At 56.5% G+C, this 25,337-nt stretch carries 28 protein-coding genes; 20 read left to right on the forward strand and 8 right to left on the reverse strand.

Annotated features, from left to right (window positions below; translation table 11 throughout):
* The first annotated feature begins 23 nt into the window (after window positions 1-23).
* From HY868_25575 to HY868_25640, 14 genes are all read left to right on the forward strand, one after another.
* Window positions 24-2,177 carry a hypothetical protein gene (locus tag HY868_25575; GenBank protein MBI5305525.1) on the forward strand — a complete coding sequence of 718 codons (2,154 nt, stop codon included), beginning with the start codon at window positions 24-26 and terminating at the stop codon, window positions 2,175-2,177.
* Window positions 2,178-2,179: 2 nt separating this feature from the next.
* On the forward strand, window positions 2,180-3,403 hold the full coding sequence (locus tag HY868_25580; GenBank protein MBI5305526.1) for a hypothetical protein: 1,224 nt from the start codon (window positions 2,180-2,182) through the stop codon (window positions 3,401-3,403).
* A complete protein-coding gene (locus HY868_25585) occupies window positions 3,400-3,831 on the forward strand; it encodes a hypothetical protein (protein MBI5305527.1) in 432 nt (143 codons plus the stop codon). Before HY868_25580 ends, HY868_25585 begins: the two co-directional genes overlap by 4 nt.
* A gap of 8 nt (window positions 3,832-3,839) precedes the next feature.
* A complete protein-coding gene (locus HY868_25590; GenBank protein ID MBI5305528.1) occupies window positions 3,840-5,093 on the forward strand; it encodes a hypothetical protein in 1,254 nt (417 codons plus the stop codon).
* 3 nt (window positions 5,094-5,096) lie between these two features.
* Window positions 5,097-5,336 (forward strand): hypothetical protein, encoded by a 240-nt coding sequence (locus HY868_25595; protein MBI5305529.1) that lies wholly within the window; start codon window positions 5,097-5,099, stop codon window positions 5,334-5,336.
* Window positions 5,337-5,341: 5 nt separating this feature from the next.
* Window positions 5,342-5,722 carry a hypothetical protein gene (locus tag HY868_25600; GenBank protein MBI5305530.1) on the forward strand — a complete coding sequence of 127 codons (381 nt, stop codon included), beginning with the start codon at window positions 5,342-5,344 and terminating at the stop codon, window positions 5,720-5,722.
* Window positions 5,722-7,326, forward strand: coding sequence for a hypothetical protein (locus HY868_25605; GenBank protein ID MBI5305531.1), 1,605 nt, complete (start codon window positions 5,722-5,724; stop codon window positions 7,324-7,326). Before HY868_25600 ends, HY868_25605 begins: the two co-directional genes overlap by 1 nt.
* A 94-nt stretch (window positions 7,327-7,420) precedes the next feature.
* Window positions 7,421-7,612, forward strand: a complete 192-nt coding sequence (locus tag HY868_25610; GenBank protein MBI5305532.1) for a hypothetical protein — start codon at window positions 7,421-7,423, stop codon at window positions 7,610-7,612.
* A gap of 179 nt (window positions 7,613-7,791) precedes the next feature.
* A complete protein-coding gene (locus HY868_25615) occupies window positions 7,792-8,172 on the forward strand; it encodes a hypothetical protein (protein MBI5305533.1) in 381 nt (126 codons plus the stop codon).
* 129 nt (window positions 8,173-8,301) lie between these two features.
* Window positions 8,302-8,616 carry a hypothetical protein gene (locus tag HY868_25620; protein ID MBI5305534.1) on the forward strand — a complete coding sequence of 105 codons (315 nt, stop codon included), beginning with the start codon at window positions 8,302-8,304 and terminating at the stop codon, window positions 8,614-8,616.
* Between the two features lie 76 nt (window positions 8,617-8,692).
* The gene (locus tag HY868_25625; protein ID MBI5305535.1) at window positions 8,693-9,244 is read left to right on the forward strand and encodes a sigma-70 family RNA polymerase sigma factor; all 552 of its coding nucleotides are present in this window, start codon (window positions 8,693-8,695) and stop codon (window positions 9,242-9,244) included.
* Between the two features lie 164 nt (window positions 9,245-9,408).
* Window positions 9,409-10,194 (forward strand): anti-sigma factor, encoded by a 786-nt coding sequence (locus HY868_25630; GenBank protein MBI5305536.1) that lies wholly within the window; start codon window positions 9,409-9,411, stop codon window positions 10,192-10,194.
* Window positions 10,195-10,434: 240 nt separating this feature from the next.
* Complete coding sequence (locus tag HY868_25635) at window positions 10,435-11,514, forward strand: AI-2E family transporter (GenBank protein MBI5305537.1); 1,080 nt, start codon at window positions 10,435-10,437, stop codon at window positions 11,512-11,514.
* Window positions 11,515-11,891: 377 nt separating this feature from the next.
* Window positions 11,892-13,646 (forward strand): hypothetical protein, encoded by a 1,755-nt coding sequence (locus tag HY868_25640; protein MBI5305538.1) that lies wholly within the window; start codon window positions 11,892-11,894, stop codon window positions 13,644-13,646.
* A gap of 72 nt (window positions 13,647-13,718) precedes the next feature.
* Here the strand turns inward: HY868_25640 and HY868_25645 are convergent, their stop codons facing one another.
* Complete coding sequence (locus tag HY868_25645; GenBank protein MBI5305539.1) at window positions 13,719-13,946, reverse strand: DUF2892 domain-containing protein; 228 nt, start codon at window positions 13,944-13,946, stop codon at window positions 13,719-13,721.
* A 77-nt stretch (window positions 13,947-14,023) separates the two neighbouring features.
* Window positions 14,024-14,698 carry a Crp/Fnr family transcriptional regulator gene (locus HY868_25650; protein ID MBI5305540.1) on the reverse strand — a complete coding sequence of 225 codons (675 nt, stop codon included), beginning with the start codon at window positions 14,696-14,698 and terminating at the stop codon, window positions 14,024-14,026.
* A 167-nt stretch (window positions 14,699-14,865) separates the two neighbouring features.
* Here HY868_25650 and HY868_25655 point away from each other — a divergent pair, with 167 nt between their 5' ends.
* Genes HY868_25655 through HY868_25680 form a run of 6 tightly spaced genes read left to right on the forward strand, consistent with a single transcriptional unit; the run spans window position 14,866 to window position 19,152 of the window.
* Window positions 14,866-17,661: an N-6 DNA methylase gene (locus tag HY868_25655; GenBank protein MBI5305541.1), complete on the forward strand. Its 2,796-nt coding sequence runs from the start codon at window positions 14,866-14,868 to the stop codon at window positions 17,659-17,661.
* 8 nt (window positions 17,662-17,669) lie between these two features.
* Window positions 17,670-17,924 carry a hypothetical protein gene (locus tag HY868_25660; GenBank protein MBI5305542.1) on the forward strand — a complete coding sequence of 85 codons (255 nt, stop codon included), beginning with the start codon at window positions 17,670-17,672 and terminating at the stop codon, window positions 17,922-17,924.
* A 3-nt stretch (window positions 17,925-17,927) separates the two neighbouring features.
* Window positions 17,928-18,320 carry a PIN domain-containing protein gene (locus HY868_25665; protein ID MBI5305543.1) on the forward strand — a complete coding sequence of 131 codons (393 nt, stop codon included), beginning with the start codon at window positions 17,928-17,930 and terminating at the stop codon, window positions 18,318-18,320.
* Between the two features lie 8 nt (window positions 18,321-18,328).
* Entirely contained in the window at window positions 18,329-18,553 is a 225-nt protein-coding gene (locus tag HY868_25670) for a hypothetical protein (protein ID MBI5305544.1), read from the forward strand.
* 1 nt (window position 18,554) lies between these two features.
* Entirely contained in the window at window positions 18,555-18,770 is a 216-nt protein-coding gene (locus tag HY868_25675) for a hypothetical protein (GenBank protein ID MBI5305545.1), read from the forward strand.
* Window positions 18,745-19,152 carry a PIN domain-containing protein gene (locus tag HY868_25680; protein ID MBI5305546.1) on the forward strand — a complete coding sequence of 136 codons (408 nt, stop codon included), beginning with the start codon at window positions 18,745-18,747 and terminating at the stop codon, window positions 19,150-19,152. The genes HY868_25675 and HY868_25680 overlap by 26 nt, the downstream gene beginning before the upstream one ends.
* Before the next feature lie 134 nt (window positions 19,153-19,286).
* Here the strand turns inward: HY868_25680 and HY868_25685 are convergent, their stop codons facing one another.
* The 6 genes from HY868_25685 to HY868_25710 all read right to left on the reverse strand — a co-directional run bounded on the left by HY868_25685 (window position 19,287) and on the right by HY868_25710 (window position 25,307).
* The gene (locus tag HY868_25685) at window positions 19,287-20,402 is read right to left on the reverse strand and encodes a site-2 protease family protein (GenBank protein ID MBI5305547.1); all 1,116 of its coding nucleotides are present in this window, start codon (window positions 20,400-20,402) and stop codon (window positions 19,287-19,289) included.
* A gap of 54 nt (window positions 20,403-20,456) precedes the next feature.
* Window positions 20,457-21,161, reverse strand: a complete 705-nt coding sequence (locus HY868_25690) for a zinc metallopeptidase (GenBank protein MBI5305548.1) — start codon at window positions 21,159-21,161, stop codon at window positions 20,457-20,459.
* Window positions 21,162-21,385: 224 nt separating this feature from the next.
* Window positions 21,386-22,240, reverse strand: coding sequence for a formylglycine-generating enzyme family protein (locus HY868_25695; protein ID MBI5305549.1), 855 nt, complete (start codon window positions 22,238-22,240; stop codon window positions 21,386-21,388).
* Window positions 22,241-22,449: 209 nt separating this feature from the next.
* A complete protein-coding gene (locus tag HY868_25700) occupies window positions 22,450-23,145 on the reverse strand; it encodes a hypothetical protein (GenBank protein MBI5305550.1) in 696 nt (231 codons plus the stop codon).
* Window positions 23,146-23,442: 297 nt separating this feature from the next.
* A complete protein-coding gene (gene cyoE, locus HY868_25705; protein ID MBI5305551.1) occupies window positions 23,443-24,336 on the reverse strand; it encodes a protoheme IX farnesyltransferase in 894 nt (297 codons plus the stop codon).
* A gap of 71 nt (window positions 24,337-24,407) precedes the next feature.
* Window positions 24,408-25,307 carry a formylglycine-generating enzyme family protein gene (locus HY868_25710; protein ID MBI5305552.1) on the reverse strand — a complete coding sequence of 300 codons (900 nt, stop codon included), beginning with the start codon at window positions 25,305-25,307 and terminating at the stop codon, window positions 24,408-24,410.
* Window positions 25,308-25,337 lie beyond the last annotated feature (30 nt).

Consider the following 25,337-nt stretch of genomic DNA (forward strand, 5'->3'; position numbering starts at 1 on the left):
TAGTGTAAATAGGGTTACTCCCCATGGGTTTGAACGAACAAATCGCCGCCTACTTAAATCGTCCGTCGTTCCGCGTGTTCGTCAGCGGCGCGCCGTTTTACTTGGCGACCCAAATTTCCATTGCCGGTTCGTTCGATCAGCAGATCGCCGAGGCGCGCATTGCCATTCCGAGTGAAGTCGTGCTCGACCCCAGCATGACCTACCCCGTCGAGATCTATCAGGGCTACAACGGATTCGAGGAACGCACATTCTACGGCTTCATCGAAGACGTGGAAGTGGCGCGCGTCCCCGACACCTGGGAACTGGTGTGCTCGGACGCCTTGATGAAAGCGCGCGAGACGTGGCTGGACGAAGTGGGCGTGTCATTTTCGATGACACAAGCCGAAGACGCGGTGCGCCAACTGCTCGGCATGGCGGGACTATCGGTCAACGCGCGCGCGTCCAACTTCTCCATCGGCGACACGCACCCCAGCGAGTTCAAGTTGTGCAGCGTGCTCGACGCCGCAAACCAGATTGCCGCGCTGATTGGCTGGGCGATTTGGGCGACCACGGACGGCACGATCATCTTTGACTATCGCAAGCCACTCCCCGGCACCAACCACTTTTGGACGTACCGCGAAGCGTCGTCGCCCGCTGCGACCGACGGCAATATCATCGGCAAGTTTCGGCACACCAAAACGCAGCGCCATCTTCGCAACCGCACGATCATCCTGGGGTACGGCAAGATCCGCGCGGAAGCCAAAGCAGGTTCGGCTTACGTGCCCAGTCCACCGACCTATCGCACGGCGATCCTGTCAAGCGAGTTGGTGGATACGCAAGGCATGGCGAACGCGATGGCGCCCTGGATGTTGAATGACTTGAATCATCTGTGGGAGAGCGCCGAGTTTACGATTCCTGGAAACCCGCGTCTTCGCATCGGGCACACACTCAAGCTCATCGAGAGCAAGAGTCGGCAGAACGCCAACTATTTTCTATTCGGCTACACGTCGCAGATGGATGCGAGCGGCGGATACACGATGGACTTGGAAGTGGTTGGCGGCAACTCGTCGCCGTTCACGTACGACGGCGGCGAAGAACAAAAGCCCGTCGCGTCGTTCGATTACGAGCAAGTCGTGTGGGGCGATCCAATGCCCGTTCTCTATGTTGACGCATCATCGTCTTATTCGCCGGACGCGACGATCACACTGTATAGCTGGGACTGGGGCGACGGGACACCCGACGAATCCAGCGCATCGCCTTACGCGCATCACAAGTACGACTATGCGCTTTACATGACGCCAGTGACGGTGACGTTGACGATCACCGATTCGCTCGGGCAAACCGCGACGTGTTCCAAAACCATCGTCATCGGCGATGTCGGCGACGAGGGCTTTGCTTATGCGACGCTCTACGCCGGCGGTGACGCCAACGTCTACGTGACACTCGATAGCGGACTGACCAAGACGACGATCCCGATTAGTTCAGCCGTGAATCACATCGCCGCGAATGTTCGCAAGACCAAAGGCACAGTCCTGGTCGGCTGCGTGGATGGCTCGCTCTACAAAGTGACCAGCACTGGCACATCGGTCATCTTGAAGCGAACATTTGGCGCATCGGTACGCTCGTGCTACGTCGATCACAACGACGATGGTCACTGGCTCGTCGGACTCGGCAACGGCGAACTGTGGGAAACCAAGGACAAGGGCGTCGAGTGGACGCTGATTCACACTTTCGAGCACGGCATCCGGCGCTATGCGTTCATCAATCCGCAAGACGCGATGGAGTGGTGGGCGCCGACGGCGGGCGAATTGAATCACTCGATTGACGGTGGGCTAACCTGGGAAAACAAACTCGTCAACTGGGCGAACGGCACATTCAATTTTGTCGTCGGGTTGGCGTGGCATTTTATGCAACACCTGGTCGTCGCGGTCAACGGCGGAACCAATCCGCTCGGCTACAGCGGCGATAGCGGCGGGAGTTTCGTCGGCGGCGGAAATCCGACGTTCTCTCACTCGGCGATCACCGGCGGAATTCTTTCGCCGACCGAGTTCGCCGCGAGTTCGACTGACACGGCGTATGTGTTCGTAACGAACGACGGGGCAGTGTGGACTCCCAGTGAAAACTTTGTGACGTTGCTGGGCGCGCGCGACGTGCTCTATCACTGGCGTTTGCGTGGTACGCTCGCGGCGGGGGGATAGCGATGGGACACGGAGTTGAACTGAGCTTTGACGCGCAGACGTGGAAATTGCTGTTTGAGACGGGCAGCGATCCGGTCAACACGCTGTGCTGGGGACCGATTCGCAAGCTCACCAAGCGCGTGATGTATTGGGGTGACGCGTATCAGGTCGGCGGTGGACAAAATACTGTGGTGGTGTGCTCGCGCGATGGCGGGGCGACGATCTATTCGTCGTGGGACTTTGGCTATGTGTCGGGTGCGCGCAATTACATCGTCGAGATTGCGTGCTGCAAGCTCGACCCGAAGACAGCCTACGTGGTGCTCGACAACGGCAAATGCCACAAAACGATTGACTATGGCAAAAACTGGGCGGACGTGACGCCGACCGACTCACTGTTTTACGGCGCAACTACCCGGCAGATCGCCATTCATCCGACCAACCCGGACATCGTTGTTCTGGCTTGCTATGGTTCCTTTTGGACTTCTGGGTTTTTCTGGTCTACCACTGGCGGAACGTCGTGGTCAGAATATCACACGCACGCCTCTTACGACGACATCCCGCAACGCGGGACCGGTGCGACGATTACTCCCAATGGACTCATCCTTGCGTCGTGCGATTACTTTACGCGCGTTGCGGAATCCTATCCAACACGAAACTATAAACCGTCTGCTAGCGCACAGGTATATCAGGGCGACGCCAATCGAAATGGCGGACGGATGGACTCGGCGATCACGGGCGGCACGCGCGTCTTGATGGCGGGGAACGATCCGAGTGTAGTGAATGGGATCGTTCTTTCCAAGACACAGGGCGAATCGTTTGTTGACCAGTACCCCTCCGGATTACCTGGACCCTGGTACACGGACAACTTTACCAACTGCGCGCTTTCCAAGTCAGGCATGATCGCTTACGTTTCAATCGAAGGGCAAGGACTGTATCGCAGTCAAGACAACTGCGTGACGTGGGAGCAAGTGTACACGTTTGTCGGTGGGGGAGTTGGAAACGACTATCGTGTTCGCAATGTCGTGGTGTCCGATCCAGTCAACGAGGAATGGGTGTGGATGCTCGCCGGTGAAAATCAGGCGCTCGGAATGAATAATCCCAAAGCAATCCGCTTCTCTGAGAATGCCGGCGATGACTGGGAAGACGTACGCGCGTTGGTTTTGCCTAGCCCGTATCTTTCTTACAGCGCACATTTTGCGCTGGGCTACGACAAAACCCTGAACGCGAGTGAGCCGATCCTGACATGAACGACTGGAACAAAATTCGCATTCTGGTTCAGCACATGATCGAGGAAGCTCTGCTGCGCTTCGCGCATGGCGCGGGGACGGGACCGAGCGCGACGAACGTTGTCACCAATGTGTTCGAGGACATCGGCGGCATCAAGGCGGGCGACGCCGCGGGCGGCGATTTGGACGGGACATTCCCAAATCCGAGCGTCAAGGATGACTCGCACAATCACACCGCCGCGACACTTCCCGCTTTTGCCGGCTATACCCACGATCAAGGGACTGCCAACGTCGTGTGGACTATCGTTCACAACCTTGGTCGCTATCCACAAGTGACGGTTGTGGACAGCGCGAACACGCGCATTTTCGGCGAAGTCGAATATACCAATCTCAACCAAGTCATCGCACGCTTCTCGGCTGCCTTCAGCGGCAAGGCGTACTTGGTGTAGGAGTCACAATGTCTATTCCGTTTTTATCCAACATTGATCTAGGCAAGAACGAACTGCAAAACGCGGTCGTGCAAAAACTTGCCGTCGCGCCGTCCTCGCCTGTGCAAGGTCAAGTGTACTACAACACAGCCGACAACAAGACCTATCAGTACAACGGTTCGGCGTGGGTCTCATTGAGCGAGCAAGGCGTTGCCCTTACCAGCAGTACGCCAACCGCTGAAACAGTTGGCGCAACGGGTAACGTCGGCGCTGGAACATTAGCCGCCAGAGACGATCATCGTCACGCTATGCCCGGATTGGCAACTGCAGGCGTAGACGGCTTTATGCCGGGGACCGACAAAACCAAGCTCGACAATGCAACCGCAGCGGCAACTGCCAACATGCTGATGTTGCGCGATGCGAGCGGACGCGCGCAAGTTGCCACGCCTAGCGCGGACGCCGACATTGCGAACAAGAGTTATGTGGACTCCGTTGCCCAAGGGCTTGACGCCAAGTTGTCGGTTCTCGCGGTAGCAACGAGCAATGTTGCGAGTCTTTCGGGTACGACGACGATTGATGGCGTTGCGCTCGTAGCAAGCAATCGCGTGCTGCTGACCGCGCAAACCACTGTTTCGCAAAATGGTATTTGGGTCGTGCAATCAGGCGCATGGACGCGCCCGACCGACTTTGACTCAACTGCCGACGTGCATGAGGGCGCGTTTGTCTTCGTTGAAGAAGGCACATCGTACGAAGCGAGTGGCTGGGTGCTCTCCGAACTCGCGGGGACGTTCCCCAGCAACACGACGATGACCTGGGCGCAGTTCAGCGGAGCCGGGCAGATCGTCGCCGGCAACGGTTTGACCAAGACCGGCAACACACTCGACGTGAGCGTGGACAACTCGACCATCGAGATCAACGCCGATGCGTTGCGCGTCAAGGCGTTGGGCATCACGGACTCACACGTTGCCACCGCGAACAAGGACGGCGCGGCGGGCACGGCGTCCATGCGAACACTGGGGACGGGCGCACAGCAAGCCGCCGCCGGTAATCATGCTCACTCCGGCGCGGCGTTCAAGTATGCCGCCGCGCTTGTGGGCGGCGCGACGAGCGAAGTGGTGACGCACAATCTCGGGTCGCGCGATGTGATCGCCAAGGTGTACCTAGTCAACTCGCCGTACACGGAAGTGGAGTGCGAGATCGAGCATACGAGCACGACGCAAATCACGGTCAAGATGGCGAGCGCGATCGCGGCGGGGACTTATCGCGTCGTCGTGGTTGGATAAGCGATGGCAATTCCAGTTAATTCGGACCTGACTGCCAAGAACATCACCGTCACACGCGCGACGGATGCGGCTTCGACTGAAGTAGTGCATGGCGGGGATACGCGATTAGCGCAAGCCACGACGACTCAACGCGGGACGGTTGAATTAGCGACGAACGGTGAAACTGCCGCGAACGTGGCAGTACAAGGCAATGACTATCGCCTCACTGGGGCGACCATCTCTGCCTATCTTTTCTTGAGGTAAATCAAATGGCAACATCTCCAATTTTTACCGGCACACCCAGGTGCGCCACCGGACAGGTCACGGTCGCCAATACTGGGCGCGATGGTTCTGGTACGCTGGTAGACATTTTTACTGCTGGCGCAAGCGGTGCGCGTGTGTTCCGCGTGTACTGCAAAGCAGCGGTGACAACCACCGCCGGGATGGTGCGACTGTTTATCAACAACGGTTCGACCACGCGTCTTTGGCGTGAGTATCAAGTATCCGCGATCACAGTCGGGTCCGTAACCAAGTCATGGGAAACCGAAGAAGCATTCGCCGACTTGGTGCTCCCGGCAAACTATGTGATCAAGGCAAGCACAGAAAAAGCGGAAGCGATCAATGTCATCGTCGAGGCGGGAGATTTCTAATGAATGATGGGCTGCTCGGATTCCCGCGCGGAATCCAAATCTTGACGCAACCGCAATGGACAAACATCGGGGTTGTGGGAACGAACTTGCAAGCAACGTGGACGCCAGTAGCTCAAGCGGTCGTCTATGAATTGCTGACCAATTCAGCCCCAACCGAAGTAGGGGCATCGGTTCTCGCGCGAGTCGTCGGTAATTCTGTAGTGCAGGCGCTCAATCAATCATCTGTCGGAAACCTGACGCTACTGAATCCTGATTTTGAAAGCGGCGATTTGATTGGATGGAATCTCAAGTGTCCCATGTCCATCACGACTTCGTCGCCGCATGGTGGAACGTACGCTTTATCTTACAACGGAAACGGCTTGCTCTCCAATTTGCCCTTTGCCGTCTCAAACGATTATCCCATCGTCGCGTCAGCGTCGTATGTGGCGTCGGCATGGATGATACTCACGACTTTGGTGGACGCCAACGACTCGATCAAGCCACGGGTTAACTGGAAAGACGCGAACAAGACGACCATATCCTTCGGCGAATTTGGATCGTACGGTAATCCTGATAGTGTGTGGCGTCAATACGCCGCTACGCTCACCGCGCCCGCCAATGCCGCCTACGCGTCGCTCGAAGTCTGGTTTAGCTCTATTGTATATAACTTGCAACCCGTCGCATTCAAGGTAGATGACTTTGCGATGGCTGGACCGACCCCAGCCCAAGATACCAAGTTCTATGCAGTCCGCGGCTATGACGCGAATGGCAATGTTACTCCAACATCTTCATGGGTAAAACCAGTTCAATCTGCGGCGGCGCTGGGTAATCCAACTGGTAGCCATGCTCAAATTGATTACCCGACCGCCACGATCAAGTCATCCAACTTTGTTCCTGGCGCGACTGGGTACAGCATTTCGCCGAATGGGATCGACGGTCGAATGACCGGCGGCGATGGTTGGATCTCGGACGCGGCAACATGGACTTACGCATCGGCGACGACATTCACAATCAGTGGCGATGTGAGGACCAAGTTCCCCAAAGGCGCTAAGATCAAACTGACCCAAACGACCGTCAAGTATTTCTACGTCATCAATGCAACCTACTCAGCGCCGAACACGACGATCACGGTCGCGGCTGGGTCTGATTACTCGTTGGCAAACGCGGCGATCACGTCGCCCGCGTATTCGTATGCAGAAATTCCACAGGGCTTCCCAGAGTGGTTCAACTACAATTGCACGTGGGGTGTAGATACCGCGCCCTTGCCTTCAATTGGCAATGGAACATTCACGGCAGTGTTCAAACTTCAGGGAACACTCGTGACGTTTTGGATTCGACTAAGTTGCGGGAGCACGACCACCTATGGAGGCGCGGGAACATATTATTTCACTGTGCCAATCGCGCAGAGTAGCATGGCAGACGGTCTAAGTCACGGAATGATGAGCGGGTTTGCTCACCGCCCCGGCGTGTGGCTGGTTCAAATGATGCACTACTGGTTCAATCCAACGTCGTTCAATGCGATGTATTGGACAGCGGCTGGGGACCTTGTATTTTTCGGTGCAGCCGCTCCGGGACTGGGTAGTGGCGCTCAAGTTCGTATGACCGGTCAGTATCGGATATGGTAGCTGCGATGCGAACCTTACTCGACACGATCGTGATGATGCTCGGCGCGCTGGCGCTGTCTTTTGTCGCCGAGCGCAGAGATGGAGAAACAAAACGATGATACCGCCATTCCCATACCCACCACCCGGAACCCCGATTCCAACTGTCGTCGCGCTTGAATCGCTTCACGCATTCGCACTGGATCCATGGAGCGTTGTCATCGGCATTGGCATCGGCATCGCGCTGACCATCGGCGTCGCCGCGCTCTTGTTGTTCATCCGCGTGCGCGAGATACTGAACGCGCAGTAGTGAAGGTAATCGTGGACGCCATCAAGAACTACAAATTGACAGTGACCATCCTGGCTTGCATTGTCGTTGTGCTTTGCCTGTGCCTGGCATTGCACTTTGAATACGGCGTACATCGGCCCCCGACACCGAGCGCGCCAATCATTCTCAGTGGCGGTTAGCCACGACTGAAAGGGGGTATGATGGAAGAAACAAAGTTGGCGCAACCAACTCCCGCCGCGCCAACGCAAATTGCTCTAATTGCCCAAGAGTTGAGGCATCTCAGCGATGCCATCGCGCGCTTTGAAACAAAGCTCTTTGGCAACGGCAAACCCGGTTTGATCGACGAAGTAAACGCGATCAAGAATCATGTTGGGTACGCCGCCGGCAAACCCAGTATTCCCGAAGAACTGAACGCGATCAAGGCGCACATCGGCTTCAGCTCTGGCAAAACAATTGACGACCGCGTATCGCGTCTTGAAACAATGGCGGCAGCAGTGCTATTCGTGCTCTCGCCCATTGCAGCGAAAGCGGCGGTGGACATTTATCAGATGTTCGTCAACGTCGCGCAGCACGTCAAATAGCGAGGTCAACATGAGTTTTCTCGAAGGTGTATTCGGTCTCATCAAGATGCTCGTCGGCATGGCGTGGTACTCTTGGTGGAAAAATCAACAGGCGCGCCTAACGCGCGTATTCAGAAAGGAGCAAGTCAAATGGACGAAGGAATGAAGTTGGTCATCGGCACTGTGTCGCTGCCCGTATTCGCGGCGCTGATCTTGTGGGTTGCCCACAAACTCGGCATGTCCGAGATCTACGACAAGCCGCTCGGCTTTGTGATCGCACTCGCGTTCGCCATGCTGGTTGTGACGTTGCAGTTCTTCCCCGAGTACAGCAATTTGATCGTCGGGGCGGTGACGATGATTTACACGTTGCTCACGACTTGGCAAAAGTTCGTGCCCGAATCACTCGTCGCCGTGTTCGGGACGAGAGAGCAAAAGATGACGCTGGCTGCCAGGATTGCAAGGTAAGTTGACAATAACCCAGAAGTATAAGAAAATATCCCACAGGGTTCTGTGGGATATTTTCATTGGTGCAAAAATTGATATGTGGTCTGACGAACAATTAGTTGACGCGCTGATGCGCGGCGAAACCTGGGTCATGTCGGCGCTGTACGACCGCTATGGCAGACTGGTATTTTCGCTCGCGCTGAGAATTCTCAACGACCGCACCGCCGCCGAAGAAACGGTGCAAGAAGTTTTCGTCAAGGTCTGGCGGCGCGCGCGCAATTTTGACGCGTCGCGCGGCAAGTTCTCGTCGTGGCTCACCGGCATCGCACACCACCACGCTATTGACGAACTGCGTCGCCGCCGCGTTCGCCCGTCCGTCGCGGAAGATGAGATGGCGGTGCTCGACGTTGTGGATAGCGGTCCCGCACCGCACGAATTGGCGGTGCAAAGTCATGAACGTCACCGCATTCGCGAGGCGCTCGGCGCGATTCCGCTCGAACAACGGCGCGCGATTGAAATGGCGTACTTTGAGGGCTTGACGCAACAAGAAATCGCCGATGCGTTAGAGCAGCCACTCGGCACGATCAAGACGCGAATGCGCTTGGGCATGCAAAAACTCAAGACGCTGCTCGATGAGACCGTCGCCTAGCGAAAAACTTTGCGAAGGTTGATCGGAAACTGGTTTCTCGATGACGCACCTGCCGCTTGCAAACCACGCTTGTTTTATCGGCTTCACCTTCGCAAGGTCGAACGAGTTTGTGTCAAATAAATCTGTCTTCGTTAGTATTGCGTATGAATAGGTGAGAAGGAACGATGTCCACCTGTCAAGAAATTCAAGAACTCATTCCAGCGTACGTACTGGATGCAGTAACCGATCAAGAACGCATTGCCGTTGAGACACATTTGCCGCGCTGCCCAGACTGCGCGCAATTGGTCGCGGCATACCGTCCGATTGCCGATTCGCTCGCCGCGTCCGTGCAACCCGTCGAGCCGTCCGCGGACTTGAAATATCGCGTGCTTGCGGCGACGATGCCGCGCGCAAAATCGTCGCCTGCGCGCGATCCGTGGTTCACGCGGCTTGGCTCCGCGCTCGCCGCGCTCTTTCGTTCGCCGATATTTTCGGCGACGGCATTGGTGTTGGTCGTCGTGCTGGCGCTGTGGAATTTCTCCTTGCACAATCAGTTGGATGACCAGACCGCCGCGAATCAACGCTTTATCACCGAGTTATCGCGCCAACGCGATGTGATGTCGGTGATGGCGTATGGCGCAGGACAACCGCGTCAAATCACCGGGACGGAAATCGCCGCGCGCTCGACTGGGCGATTGTATGGCAAATCCGATCAAGTCACTTTTGCGATGGTCGTGCATGGTCTCCCGGCGTCCAAGCCAGGCAAGGTTTATCAATTGTGGTTGATTGAGGTGAGCGGTGATCGCACGAGCGGCGGAACGTTTACCGTGGGTGAGGACGGGTACGGCTGGCTCTCGATTCATTCGCCCAAGCCGTTGGGTGATTATCAAGGTATTGGTGTCACCGAAGAACCGGCGGGCGGCAGTCCCAAGCCGACGGGTCCCAAAGTGATGGGAACGAATTTGCAATGAAAATCGCGGGAGAAATATTCTCCCGCGATTTTTTGTTGGGGCTTTGGCAAAGTCGTGTTGTGTCATTTCGAGAAGGCGGTTTGTGCCGGTGCTGAGCGAAGCCGAGGTAAGCAATCCCCGATTCGCTTGTTGGGAATTGCTTCGCCGTTGGGCGGCTCGCAATGACAGCCCGCTACGACTTTGACATGCGCGCGTAGATGGCGTATGATTCCGCGCAACCAAACTGAGAGGTGAAGCGGAATGATAGACAACCAAGTGACACAATCTCCCGCGCCGCGCGCGCGCGTGTGGAGCGCCGACACGCGCCGCTGGGTCATCATCGGACTGGTGCTCGCTGCGCTGTTGATCGAGTACGCGATTCGCGACACGCTGCCGCCGCTGATTATTGCGTTGCTGTTGACGTACTTGCTCAACCCAATCGTGACCGGCTTGGCGCGACGTTTACGCGCGCCGCGCATTCTCGCGCTCGCGCTGGTCTATCTCACGTTCATCGCGTTGAGCGTCGCGGCGCTCGCCACGCTCGTGCCGATTTTGATTCGCCAGGTCGCGTCGTTGGCGACCGGACTCGACCGAATCCTCTTGCAAATCAGTGTCGCCGCCAAACAGATTCCACTGCTCGAAGCGATCGGCGTGCCCGCCGATTCGAGCGCGTTGGCGGACCAACTGCGCGGCGAGATCGCACAACTCGCGTCCTCCGCGCCGCGCGTGCTCGCGGGCGCGGCATCCGGCGCACTCTCGCTCGTGTTCATTCTCGTCCTGTCGTTTTATCTGCTCAAAGACACGGAAGCGATCGAGCGCAGTATTGACGGCGCGATTCCCGAACATTATCGCGATGACGCGTGGCGCATCAAAGCGGAACTGAACGACATCTGGTCGAGTTTTTTGCGCGGGCAAGTCGTGCTCGCGTTGATCATCGGTACGATCACGACAGCGGTGCTATGGGCGCTCGGCGTTCACAACGCGCTCATCCTCGGCGTGCTCGCCGGTTTGCTCGAAGTCGTGCCGACGATCGGTCCGATCATCGCGATGGCGCCCGCGGTGTTGATCGCGCTTTATCAGGGTTCGCTGAATTTGCCGGTGGATAATTCGACGTTTGCGCTCATCGTCGTCGCGGCGTACTTTGTGATTCAACAATTGGAGAATCATCTGGTCGTGCCGAACGTATTGGGATCGAGCGTGAACCTGCCGGCGGTTGTGATTCTGTTCGGCGCGTTCGCCGGCGCAAGTCTCGGCGGGGTGCTCGGCATTTTCCTCGCCGCGCCGGTGCTGGCGACGGCGCGGTTGTTCGGACGGTTTCTACTGCAGCATCTCCTCGAATAGGTAGCACTCGACCAAATCGTGGAGATCGAAGCGGGGCGATTGAAACACCTGCACAGCACCAAACGCAGTGCGGTGCAAGTGTCGCCTTTGTGAGGCGTTCCGCCGGGCGTCCATCCCTCATTGCATTCGGGACAATTGCCTGCGTGGACGCGGTTTCGCCCGTGTAGGCGGGCGACCAGCCGCAGGCTCATGCGGGGCAATTTCAATTGCCAGATGAAATTGCCGCGACTAGAATCCAGGTTTCTTCAAGAAACCTGGATTCTTTCTGTGCTTGCCGGTTGCATTCAGAATGATTTTGGTATATCCTATTTCCAGAACCAAAGAGTTCCTTCGTCGCGTTTTGCATTGTCGAAGCGGAAGGACCAAAGGAGGTCAAGATGATGCGACAGTTTCTGCTCCGCTTGAGTTTATTCCTGAGTATGCTCGTCCTGGGTTTGTGCGCGCCAATCGCGCAAGCCAGTCCCCCCGGCGTGCCGTTGTTGAACGGTTATTTGACCGGCTGCACGGGCGAGTATTTCAACAACATCTCCGTGTCCGGTTCGCCGGCGTTCGTGCGCGGCGATGGCGCGCTGAATTTCTTTTGGCAAGAAAATGCGTCACCCGCGCCGGGCGTCAACGTCAACAACTATTCGGTGCGGTGGACGTGCACGGTGAACGCGCCGTCATCCGCGAACTACACGTTCAACATCGTCACCGATGATGGCATGAACGTGATCGTGGATGGCAACTTGATCTTGTGGGCGTTCTACGATCAAGGTCCTACGGCGTACTCGGCGACGACGTACCTCAACGCGGGCGCGCACACGGTGCGCGTCGAGTACTATAACAAATGGAATCCGGGGACGGCGCAGGTATCGAGTTCGCTCGGCAGTGGCGGCGGCGCCTCGTTTCCGAATTGGAAGGGCGAGTACTTTAACAATCAAACACTTGCCGGCGCGCCGACGATCACACGCGATGATGCGAACATCAATTTCAACTGGGGCACTGGTTCGCCCGATCCCGCGATTCCGACAGATTATTTTTCGGCGCGCTGGACGCGCAATTTTTATTTCAATGCCGGCGCCTGGCGCTTTACGACGACGACCGATGATGGCGTGCGTTTGTGGGTGGATGGCAACCTGGTGATTGACAAATGGTTCGCGCAGACCGTCACGGCGTACTCGGCGGATGTGTCGCTCGGGGCGGGCAATCACGCGGTCCAGATGGAGTACTTTGACCAAACGCTCAACGCGATTGCCCAGTTGAGTTACACGCCGGTGTCTTCGCCGCCGCCGCCGCCGCCGCCACCGCCACCGGGTCCGACGAGTGCGTGGCGCGGACAGTACTTTAACAACCTGACGTTTTCCGGCGCGCCGGTGTTTGTGCGCGACGACCCAGTTTTGAATTTCAACTGGTACGAGGGTTCGCCCGGTCCTGGGATGCCGATTGACTTTTTCGCGATCAAGTGGGACTCGACGCAAAATATTCCGGCGACCGGCAATTACACCGTCTCCGCGACGTCGGATGATGGCGTGCGCCTGTGGATTGACGGCGTGCTCGTGATTGACGCGTGGTACGATCACGGTCCGACCCAGTTCACGACGACGGTGTATCTCACCGCGGGCGCGCACGCGGTCCACGTCGAGTACTATGATCGGCAACTCGGCGCGATGATTAGCGTCCAAATTGGCGGAGGCGTGTTGCCACCGCCGCCGCCGCCGCAACCGGTCGGCGATGTGATCGTGGATGATCGCGGACCGGGTTGGCAAGCCGGCGGTGTGGGCGGATGGCTGGATGTCGCGGCGGGCATCGGCGGGCACGCGTTCGTGTCGTACACGCGACCGCATTCGTCGTTCGGTTACAACTGGGCGCGCTGGTTCCCGACTCTGCCGCGCGCCGGATACTACGAGGTGTTTGCGTACATCCCGGCAGGCACTGCGAATTCATTGCGCGCGCGGTACTGGATCGCGCACGGCGGGCGATACAATCTTTCGGTACGACCTCAAGCGTACTATGCCAATCAGTGGGCGTCGCTCGGCACGTACTACTTTAACGCGACCGGCGGCGAGTACGTCTCGCTCGCGGATGTGACGTACGAGTGTCTCTACTGTCGCTCCGTCGTCTTCGACGCGATACTGTTCAGTCCGCGATAAAGTCGAAAGAATGTAACACACAAGAAAGACGAGAGGCGAGTCATCAAGACTCGCCTCTTGTCGTTTGGGCGGCTATCTGCCGGCGCGAATTTTTGCGCCGCTCAATGGGCAACTAAACAGCGGCGCGAACACGCAAAAGTCGAGTAACCCCGCGAGCAACGGCAACACGCCAACGAACGCGACGATGATGCCAGTCGTGCCGCCAACTCCCAGCAAGCCCCACGCGATCAGGGCGATGCCTGCCACGATGCGAACAAGGCGACCAGTGGTGGAAGCCATGAAACTAATGAACGGGTTCATATCAACATCTCCTTTTGTTTGGGTTTGTAAGCTTGACCCGATTATAGGAGATGTGGCGATTTTTGTCGGTGACAATGTCACACAACGGAGCGAGTTTGCAGAGATTCAAAATCGAGGATTTCGACCGCGCCGCGCGCCACGCGAATCATCCGTTCGCTCGCAAGACCTTCGAGGATGCGGCTGATGACTTCGCGCGAACTACCCAGCTCCGCCGCGATTTCTTGATGCGTGATGTGGATGGGATTCTCGGTTCGACTGCGCTTGAGCAAGAGCGCGGCGACGCGCGTATCCACGCGGCGGAATGCCACCTCGTCCACGATTGCCAGCACGCTGACCAGGCGCTGCGAAAGGAGATCGAAGACAAAGCCACGCCACAGGTCGTAGCGGCGCACCCAGTCGCGAAAGGCATCCGCCGGAATCATCACTGCCTCGGCGTCTTGCTCGACGGTCGCAATCGCGGGAAATGATTGTTGACTGAGAATCGCGTTCGCGGTCAGGATACACGATTCGCCGGAGCCAAAGCGATACAAGGTAATCTCGCGTCCCGTCTCGCCGATTTTGTACACCCGCACCACGCCCGCAAGCAACAGCGCGATCGCATCGGCGCGGTCGCCTTCGACGAACACGTCCTTGCCAGTTGGGATGCGCGCGAAGAACGCGGTCTGCTGAAACTCGCGCACGAGTTGCGGATCGGCGCGCTTTAAGATGGGCACGACGCGTGCGATGCGGTTGAAGTGTTCTTGAGTAAGCATTGGGTTATTGATGTTGAGGTTTGTTCGTAGGATTGGATTGGCGAAAGTATAGCCACGATAGAACTTGGCGTCAATATGTGGAGCCATGACACCGCGCCGCTTTTTTGTTTGACTTGTACCGCGAGCACTTGTATACTTGCCGCAATCCTCTCGAAACGAGAAACCCGATGCCACCTCAAATCGCGTACGACCAAATCGAACGGCTCGTCAAACGATTCAAGAATCTTCCCTCGCGCGAGCGTCACGCGTACAACGAAGACAACACGCGCAAAGATTTCATCCTCCCGCTTTTTCGCGCGCTCGAATGGAACATTGACGACGCGCGCGAAGTGACCGCCGAGGAAAAAATCTCGCGCGGGTTTGTGGATTTTGCGTTTCGCATCGGCGGCGTGCCCAAGTTCATGCTCGAAACGAAACGCGTCGGCGAAGATTTGAACAAGCGCGAATGGGCGCAGCAGGCGGTTGATTACGCGTACCACAAGGACGTAACCTGGGCGGTGCTCTCCGACTTTGAAGGATTGAAAATCATCAATGCCGAGATCAAGGAATCGAATCCGCTCGCGGCGACGTTCAAATCGTTTGCGGTGGACGAGTACGTCACGCGCTTGAACGAATTGTGGTTGCTCTCGCGTCCGGCGTTTGCCGAAGGATTGTTGGATCGCGATGCGGAAAAAGTGTTCAAGCGCAGCATCAAGACGCCGATCACGCAAACGTTGTTCGACAATCTGACGACGTGGCGCAAAAGTCTGTACAAGAATCTGCGCGCGTACAATCCGTTGTGGTCGGACCAGGACATTGACGATGCGGTGCAACGCCTGCTCGACCGATTGATTTTCATTCGTACCGCCGAAGACCGCGAGGTGGAAGGCGAAAAATTGCGCGCGCTCGTGCGCGAGTTGCAAGACCGCAATCGTCTGAACGATTTGATCCCCGCGCTGTCCCAGCGTTTCCGCGCGCTCGACGGAATTTACAACAGCGAATTGTTCGCGCCGCATCTGTGCGAATCGCTGACGTACGAGCCGACCGTGCTCGTGGATATTATCGAGCAGTTGTACGGTTCGGAAGCGAGTTTACTGCGTTACAATTTCGCGTTCATTGACGCGGACGTGTTGGGCAGGGCGTACGAGCAATACCTGGGTAACGTCGTCGCGGGTAAATCGGGTAGGGGCGTTTTATTAAACGCCCCCACAAACGCCGCCCCGACAAAATCGAAACGCAAATCGCAGGGCATTTACTACACGCCGACATTCGTCGTCAAGTACATCGTTCAGCAAACGCTGGGACGCTACTTGGACGAACACGGCTACAACCCCTCGCGTCCGCTGCGTGTGCTCGACCCAGCGTGCGGTTCGGGTTCGTTCTTGATCGAAGCGTTCGACGTGTTGGATCAGTACATCGCGCGCACGACGGGACAAGACCGACCCATCCCCCCAACCCCCTTCCCTCGCAGGGAAGGGGGCAAGGGGGATAGGTTGGACATGCACGATTACGCGCGGCATCGCCAAATCTTGTCCACGAATATCTTTGGCGTGGACAAGGACGCGCAAGCGGTCGAGGTGGCGCAACTCAATTTGCTGTTGAAAGCGTTGAACCACCGCGAGAAATTGCCGAAGCTGGAAAATATTCGTTGCGGTGATTCGCTCATCAGCGGCACGCCGAAAGAGTTGGAAGAATATTTTGGCGCGAGCGCGAAAGAGAAAAACGCGTTCAACTGGGAACGCGAGTTCAAGACGGTGATGGCGGACGGCGGGTTTGATGTGATTGTGGGCAATCCGCCGTATGGAATGCTTCAGCCGCATAACACTGACAAAGCCACGCTCGATTACTTGAACGCAAAGTATGGCGTCGCAAGTTTCAAGATAGATATGTTCCATTTGTTTATGGAACGTTGTATTCATCTGTTGCGTGGTGGCGGTTATTTGGGTTTGATTGTGCCAAACACGTTTATAACCAACGTGTACACTCAAAAACTTCGAGACCTGCTCGTTTCCAATTGCAGAATTTTAGCGATTGTTGTATCGCAAGAAAAAATCTTTTCTGATGCAGAAGTCAATAATGCGATCATCGTTTTCCAGAAAGAACTAGACGCTGATAAGTGTGACGCTAATTATCTGACAGTCACATTAAATGCAGATGTTGCTTTGTTGACCGGACAACCTTCCGCATCTAGCACCCACAAACTAAGACAATCAGACATGGTTTTCTTGGGAAGTGGTTCTTGGAATATCAAGTTGTCAGATGAGGCAGTAAAACCATTGAAACGTATTCAAGCGCATTCAACGTCGCTCGGTGATGTTGCAAAAATCAATCGCGGTCTTATAAGTGGCGATAGAGAAAAATATTTTGCGGCCAAACCAAAAAGCAAGAAATGGTTGCCGATAATCACAGGAACAGACGTAAGCAGGTATTCCATTCAACAAGCCAAAGAGTTCGTCCTGTTTGAGAAACCAGCGGGCGCGGGCGGATGTTGGGATCCGCAAGTACACCAAGCAAGTAAAATTGTAATTCGCCAAATTGGTTACTTTCCAATTGCGGCGTATGACACGCATCCATATTGCGTCACGGGTAATATTTTCACGGTTCGCTCGACGGGAGACTATCTTCCGCAATTTCTTCTTGGGATTCTCAACTCGAAATTCACTCAAGCGTTGTGGCAATTATTGTACGGCGATTTCAAAGCGATCTTTCCGGAACTCAAAGGAATTTACCTTGAACAGTATCCCATCCGCCGCATCAACTTTGCCGACCCAGCCGAAAAGAAACAACACGATGCCATCGTCGCGCTCGTCGAAGAAATGCTTGACCTGCAAAAAGATTACGCGGAGGTGGCGCGCGAAAAATTGCCGCGTGCCGATTCGCTCAAGCGCAAAATTGACGCGGTGGACGCGGAGATTGACGCGGCTGTGTATCGGTTGTATGATTTGAACGCGGAAGAAATCAAGGTGGTGGAAGGAAAGGAATAGGAGGAAGAGTGGAAGCAATTCGTCTGCATCAGGTAATCGAAAAAGACGGCGAGATTCTCGTTACCGGTTTACCGTTCCGCAAAGGGCAACATGTGGAAATGATCGTGTTGCCAGATGCTCCCGCACCGTCAGAGCGTCCACCGCTAACCGTGCGCGCCTTGCTGGAATCGGGATTGATCGGTATGTGGAAAGACCGTGATGATATTGGCGACAGCGCGGAGTTTGCCCGCAAATTGCGTGAACAGGCGCAGAGGCGGTGGTAAACCATGTTGCTTCTCGATACCGATGTGATGGTTGATCTGTTCCGCGAATATCCGCGTGCTCTGGAATGGGTTACGGCACGCGGCGAAGAAATCGTATTGCCTGGATGTGTCGTGATGGAACTCATTCAAGGATGCAAGAACAAGATTGAGCAAGAGCGATTGGAAAAAACGCTCGGCTCGTATGCGATTGCTTGGCCCTCGCCGCAAGTTTGCGATGAAGCATTGTCCGTATTCGCGCAATACTATCTCAGTCAACACATTGGTATCTTTGACGCGTTGATCGGGCAATTAGCGGTTTCGCTAGATGTGCCGCTTTACACTTTTAATGAAAAGCACTATGCGGCAATTCCTAACTTGAGAACCAGGCAACCCTACCCGAAACAACTCCCGTCTTGACAATGCGCGTGGGAAACTCACCGCACGATGCCAGCGTCGCACGCGTACAAGAAATGCTTGATCTGCACGCTCCGCGGGATTACGCGGAAGCAGCGCGCGAAACGCATCGCGTGCCGCGCGCGGCTTCACTCAAGCGCAAGATTGACGCGGTGGACGCGGAGATTGACGCGGCTGTGTATCGGTTGTATGATTTGAACGCGGAAGAAATTAAAGTAGTGGAAGGAGGAAAATGATATGACAGCCCAGACATATCGGCAACTCATATTAGATGGCATCAACGGATTGCCGCCAGAGATACTCGCGGAAATCATGGATTTCGTTTACTTTGTTCGCAAACGAACGTTGCAACCGCGTGATTTTGAAACCGAGTTGAAATTGCTCAGTCGCGCCGAGTCCACCCACCTTGAAAAGGAATTCCAAGATTATGAGCAACGCTACCCCCGCCAATGAGTTCGTCGCCGATACGGTTGCGTTGGTCCTGCGGCTTGAAGAACGCAAAATGGGTGCGAACGCCGAATCTGTGTTTGAGCGAGTCGAGTCCAGCCAAGCCACGATCTACATCCCCGCAATGGTCTTGGCAGAAATTCTCTATCTTTCGGAGAAACGCAGAATCGTTACCTCGCTCGACACGGTTCGTGACTATATGCGCCGCTATCCTAATTGCCAAGAGCAGCCGATGAATTTCGCTGTCATGCGATCGGCGTCCGAGATTACGGATATTCCAGAACTACACGACCGCTTGATTGCTGCCACCGCGCGATCATTCGATCTGGAACTGATTACCGACGATTCGGTGATTCAAGCATCGGCATACGTCAAAACAATTTGGTAGATGATGGTTTCAACGTCACGGTATATCGGTTTATGATTTGAGCGCGAAGAAAACGGAGACCCGCAGAGGTTCCCAAAACCCTGCGGGTCTTATCAATAAAGCCAGGAGCGGAACTGCGTTCCTTCCCTACAAACTCATCCCCAGGTTGGCGCAGGTCGCGGTTCGTTGCCGCGCCGCCCGCCGAGCGCCGAACGAATCATCAGGAACTCGCCCAGATTGTCCATCGTCACCAAGCCGACGAGTTGACCGCCGCGCATCACCGGCATCGTGTGACAAGCGCACGTTTGCAAACGTTCCGACGCGCCTTCAAGCATCTCCGACGCATCGGCGGTGAGAAACTCGCGTTGCATCGCGTCGCCGACGAGCGACATCTCGCCGCGTTGTTTGAGCGCGTTGATCAAATCGGCGCGCGTGAGAATACCCACGACGCGATTGTCCTCCGTCACCGGGAAATCGTGTTGCGAACCGGTCAACAAAACATCCGTCGCGTGCGCGAGCGAATCGTGTGGGGAGAGCGTGCGAAAATCGGTGATCATCGCGCGGCTGATCGGAATGTTGCCGAGCGCCGAACGCATCTGCGTCATGCCCGCCTCTTGCGCCGCGCCGATCCACACAAAGAACGCGATGAAGAGCAGAAACGGATTTGTGAACAAGCCGATGAATCCGAACACGAGCGCCATCCCTTGCCCAATCATCGCCGCGATATGCGTCGCGTTCACGTACTCCATCCGCAGCGCGAGCAACGCGCGCAGGACGCGTCCGCCGTCCATCGGAAATGCCGGCAACAAGTTGAACGCGACCAGCGAGAGGTTCACCGCGAGCAAGCGTCCCAGGAACGAACCGCCCGTCACACTGAGCGATTCAAACGGTTCGAATCCCGACGTAACCGTGAGCCACGCGAACAAGATGATCGCGATGACGACGTTCACCGCGGGACCGGCAAGCGCGACCCACAACTCTTGGCGCGGATCATCCGGCATTCGTTCGAGGCGCGCAACGCCGCCAATCGGTAGAAGCGTAATGTCGCGCGTCGCAATACCGTAGCGACGCGCGGTAAGCGCGTGCCCGTACTCGTGCAACACGACACAGGCGAACAGCGCGAGGATGAATGTCACGCCGTTAACCGCCATCGCGATACTGCGGTCCTGGATCAAGTGGCTCACCACGACCCAGCCCAGCAACAGCAAAAACGTCGCGTGCATGTACACGTCAATCCCGGCAAAGCGTCCCAGCTTCCATGACCATTTCATATTGTTCCCCACTAAACCCGAAGGGTCGCGCAGACCCTTCGGGTTTCCCTGTCGTCAATCCTCGCGTCGTCCGCCGAGCAAGAACACATAGTAAAGCAACGTTGAAACGGCTTGCGCCGCGCCGGCAACGTACGTCAGTGCCGCGGCATTGAGCACCGCGTTCACGCCACTTAACTCGGTATGCGCGAGCAAACCATTGCCGACGAGTTGTTCCTTGGCGCGCGCGCTCGCATCGAATTCGACCGGCAGTGTGACGAGCGCGAACACCGCGACCGCGGCGAAGAGCGCGACCCCCAGCCACGCGAGCGATGTGCCGATTGCGCCGGCGAGAAAGAATCCCAGCATGAAGATGAGCGGACCCACCCAACTGCCGATTTGCACCGTCGGCACCATCATACTGCGCAGCGCGAGAAAGGCGTACCCTTGTTGATGTTGCAAAGCGTGACCGCTTTCGTGCGCCGCGATGCCCGCCGCCGCCAGACTGTTGCCTTGGTACACGTGCGGCGATAAGCGCAACACGCGTTGCGTCGGGTCATAGTGATCGGACAAAAATCCTTCGACCTGCTCGACCTTGACGTTGCGTAATCCGTGATTGTCGAGAATGCGTCGCGCGACCTGCGCGCCGGTAACGCCGGTCGCCGTGCGCACTTGCGAAAACCGGTCGAACGCACCCTTGACGCGGAGTTGCGCCCATAATCCCAGCAAGAGCGCCGGGAGACTGAACAACAAATACAATCCGTAATTCTCAAAACCGAACATGGTTCCTCCGGGGTGTGCCGTGAAAGAAAAAACGAGACTCACACGGCACGGTGTGTCGTGTTGGTCTCGCCTCTGGTCTGTCTCGCCAGCGAACAGCCGAGAGCGATGCTCTGTCTTGACGACTGTTCAAATCGAACGTGGGCTACTCCCCAACTCTGCTACCATTCTACCGGAACGCCGGGTGAATGTCAATGTGTTTTGATTAGAGTTTGCTAAGTAAACGTTTAGAGGTTGTTAAAATCGGGCGGCGCGATCAACGCGCACACGCGAAAACCGATGTCTTTTTCGAAACGATTGTTCGGCGGTTGTCGCAAACGGCTCGCACAGCGCGCGCGATTGGGTTTGCTAAAGAACGAGCCGCCGCGCACGACGCGCATACCCAGGTCGCCGGTTTGTTCGCGCCAATCGTCGTTTTGATACGGATAGGGCTTGAAGAGACTGCGCGTCCATTCCCACACATTCCCGATCATATCCGCGCACCCGTACGGGCTATCCCCGCGCGGGCTGAACGCGCCGACGCGCGTCGTCGTCTTGCCCGGCGATTCGATGTTCGCGAGATCCGGCGTTGGCGCGTGATTGCCCCACGACCAACTGCGCCCGTCCGCGCCGCGCGCGGCTTTTTCCCACTCGGCTTCGCTTGGCAGACGAATCCACAAGCCCTTGAGTTTACTGAGCCACGCGCCAAACGCGTATGCGTCGTGCCAACTCACTTGCGTGACCGGATGGTCGGCGTGTGGATCAACCGTGTCGAGCGGTGTGCGCGTGGCGAGTTTGGTCGCGCGCGCGAACACGTCGAACTGCGCGATGGTGACTGGATACTTGCCGATGAAATAATCGAGCAGGTAGATTTTGTGTTGCGGCGTTTCGTCGTCGTACGCGAGCAGATCGTCGGGGTGACTGCCCATCAAGAATTCGCCGGCAGGCACGCGCACAAATTCCATCGCGAGGTCGGGCGCGAGCGCGAGAATCAGTTTGTCTTCCATAATCCCGTGCGCGACGCGGTGCTCGAAACGCACGCGTTCGCGTGAGTGAATCGGTTGCCGTTTTTCGGCGGGTGAGAGATCGTCGGTGATAGGCATGGGCGCCTCATGCCAAGTATACCACACGCGAACGCCAAGTCAAACAACAATAGACTTTATCGGAAACAACTTTTACCTCTCGCCAAGACGCAAAGCACGCAAAGAATCATCTTGAAAAAACTTGGCGTTCTTGGCGGCTTGGCGAGAGAGGTCTTATTCCCGATAATGTCTAATAAAGACCTTCGAGGATTGCTCGAAGGTCTTGTGATTTACGATTCGCTGACTAACGCACGTCTGGTCTGCCACCACGCGAACAATCGTGGGGCGAGAAGAACGCTCGCGCCGCCGAACATCAACGCGATGCCGTCCACGATCAACGGTACTTGGAGCGTGAGCACATAGTTGACGCCATCTACGACGTGTTCCGGCGATGCCCACCACGGCGCGGTAATCATCATCAAACCCGTCACGATCATCGCGAGTCCACCCGGCAGCGCGAGATTGCCCTTGCCGCCGCCGGGAATTCCTAAACCACCTTTGTTCCAAATGCCGGGAAAACGAATAATGAGAAAAGCCAGGAGCGTCACGGACGTAATGTAAAATCGAATGTTCGTCGGCGCGACGGCGAGGAACGGGATATGGCGCGCCGTCGAACTGAGAACCATCTGGTATGCGGCGGCGCTCAAGCCAGCGACGAGAAAGATCAACGCACCGAGGTAGAACCAACGGTCGCCGCGCGCCGTCGCGTATGTCACGAGCGCCAACGCGAAACCAACGGCAATCTTGATATAGACCAATATCTGGAATGTCGGCATGAGCGGAATGATCCAGCGATACGCCGGGTATAAGGTTCCATTAAACGCGAGACAGACTGTGCCGACCGCGCCAAGCAATGTCATTAACGATGTTGCGCCGATGAGTAGCACGAGCAATACGCGCAAAACAAGTCCGAGCTTGTTGTTCATCATACCTCCGAAAAGTGAATAGCGAATAGCGAATAGCCGATGGCGAATAGCTGATGGCGGATTGGAATACGTGCTATCTACTCAACACCTTCGCCAAAATCATAAATTCATCCGCGCATAACGCGAACCCTGGCACTTGCGTTCCCGCCAGGGCAAGTGTAACGCGAATGAATTTAAAAATTAGCGGAGATTCGCGTTATGCGCGGATAAAAAAACTGGCGAAAACGATTTGGCGAAGGTATGGTCTACTATTTGCCATTTGCCATTTGCCATTTGCTATTCGCCATCCGCCAATTGCTATCCGCCAGTCGCTCCCAGCATAATCAGCGCCATCGCGCCGAGCATGTAGAGCGATGCGAATTTGTACAGACCGAAATTCAACTCAGGCGATTGTCGCGCGATACTAACGAACGTGAACGCGACGAGTGCGATGCCCAGCCACAGCGCGAGGTGAAAGTACGTCCAGGGCAAACGAATGTGCCACGCCGCGAGCACCATCGCGATGACCGCCGCGCTTGTTGCCCCGGCAATGGCGACGCGTGTGAGTCGTTCGCCGTATGCGTTCGGAAATACCGGCACACCCGCGGCGCGATACTGTTCAGCATACTTGATGCCGAACGTCAGCATGTGCGTTGGAATCCACAACAAAATGGCGAGCGCGAGCAGAATGCCGATCGCGTCAATCGTGCCGGTTCCAAGCGCGCGTCCGGCGAGAATCGGCATCGCGCCGGCAATCCCACCCCAGAGGATAGACCAGGGTGTGCGTCGTTTGAGCCACATCGTGTAAATCACAACATCGCAGAACCAACCCGCAAAAACGATCACACCGTACAGCGGCGCGAGCGCGCTCGCCCACGCGATTCCAACGACCGACATTGCGATGCCAAGCGCCGCGCCTTCGCGCGCGCTTACCTTGCCGACCGGCAACGGGCGCGCACACGTACGTCGCATCACCGCGTCAATGTCGCGATCCCAGACCATGTTGAGCACCGTGCTCCCGGCAATCGCGAGAAAAAGACTGGCTGTAACGGCAAGCAATGTTTCGCCACGCGTGAACGGACACCGCGCGCTCAAATAACCGGCGATGCCGGTCACGAGCAACAACCCAGTTTGTAAACTCTTTGTCAAAACCCAGTATTGACGCAGTTTGGCGACGATACTCGCCTCGCTCGCCTTCATTGGCAGGCGCATTCGCTCACCTCATCCTGAATTGACAATTACCATTTACCAATTCCCAATCACCAATCACCAATCACCAATCCTCATCTGCTCCGCGCACACCGGAACCCAACACTGGGTCCGTAGAAATCCGGCTCGGCGCTGTTGCGCGACCAGACGCTCAAGTTGTACGCGTACACGCTTTTGCTTCCGCCGCGCATAAAACGATAGTGCATCCCGGCGTACACATCACCAGTCCACTGCCACACATTGCCCGCCATATCGTACAAACCATACGGACTCTGGGCATCGCGCGTTGGATAGCCGTCGTACGTCTTGCCGTTGTAGAAACCGACCGGCGTTGTATCACCTTGCGCGCCAAACGATTTTTCGGCTGGGTCGCGGCTCGCGTACGAGTTCGCTTGGTTTAGCGCGATGTCGTCGCCCCAGGGATACGCGCGCGGGTCTGTGCCGCGCGCGGCTTTTTCCCACTCCGCTTCAGTCGGCAGACGCCCACCCGCAAACGCGCAGTACGCCTGCGCGCCAAACCATGTGATCGCGACGACTGGATGATTTTCGTAACCTGGTTTCACCGCGAATGTTTTTCCATCGAACACAAGACGCGAATCCGGGTTGCCGACAGGCACGTGCAGGTACTCGCCCGCATCAATTTTCTTTTCGTGACGCTTGCCCGTGAACTTGTCGCCCGGGTACGTGCCGACGATTTGTTGATTGACGAGCTTGACCGCGCCGGCGCCAAGCGCCTGGTTGAGATAGCGCGCGTACTGCGCGTTCGTCACGAGTGTGACCATCATTTCGTACGGCTTGGCGATCTGGACGCGCGCATTGTGTTGCCCCATCGCGAATTCGCCGGCGGGAATCGTCGCCCAGGATTCGGGATCAACGCCGGTGTCTGCCCGTAGCGGCGCGGCGGTCGGCGCGATTGGCGCGCACGCGACAATCAGCCAGGCGAGGAGTGACACGAATGCGAGCCGATTTGTCATTGCGAGGCGCGATTTTTGCGGCGAAGCAAT

The sequence above is a fragment of the Chloroflexota bacterium genome, from assembly GCA_016219275.1.
GTDB lineage: Bacteria > Chloroflexota > Anaerolineae > UBA4142 > UBA4142 > JACRBM01.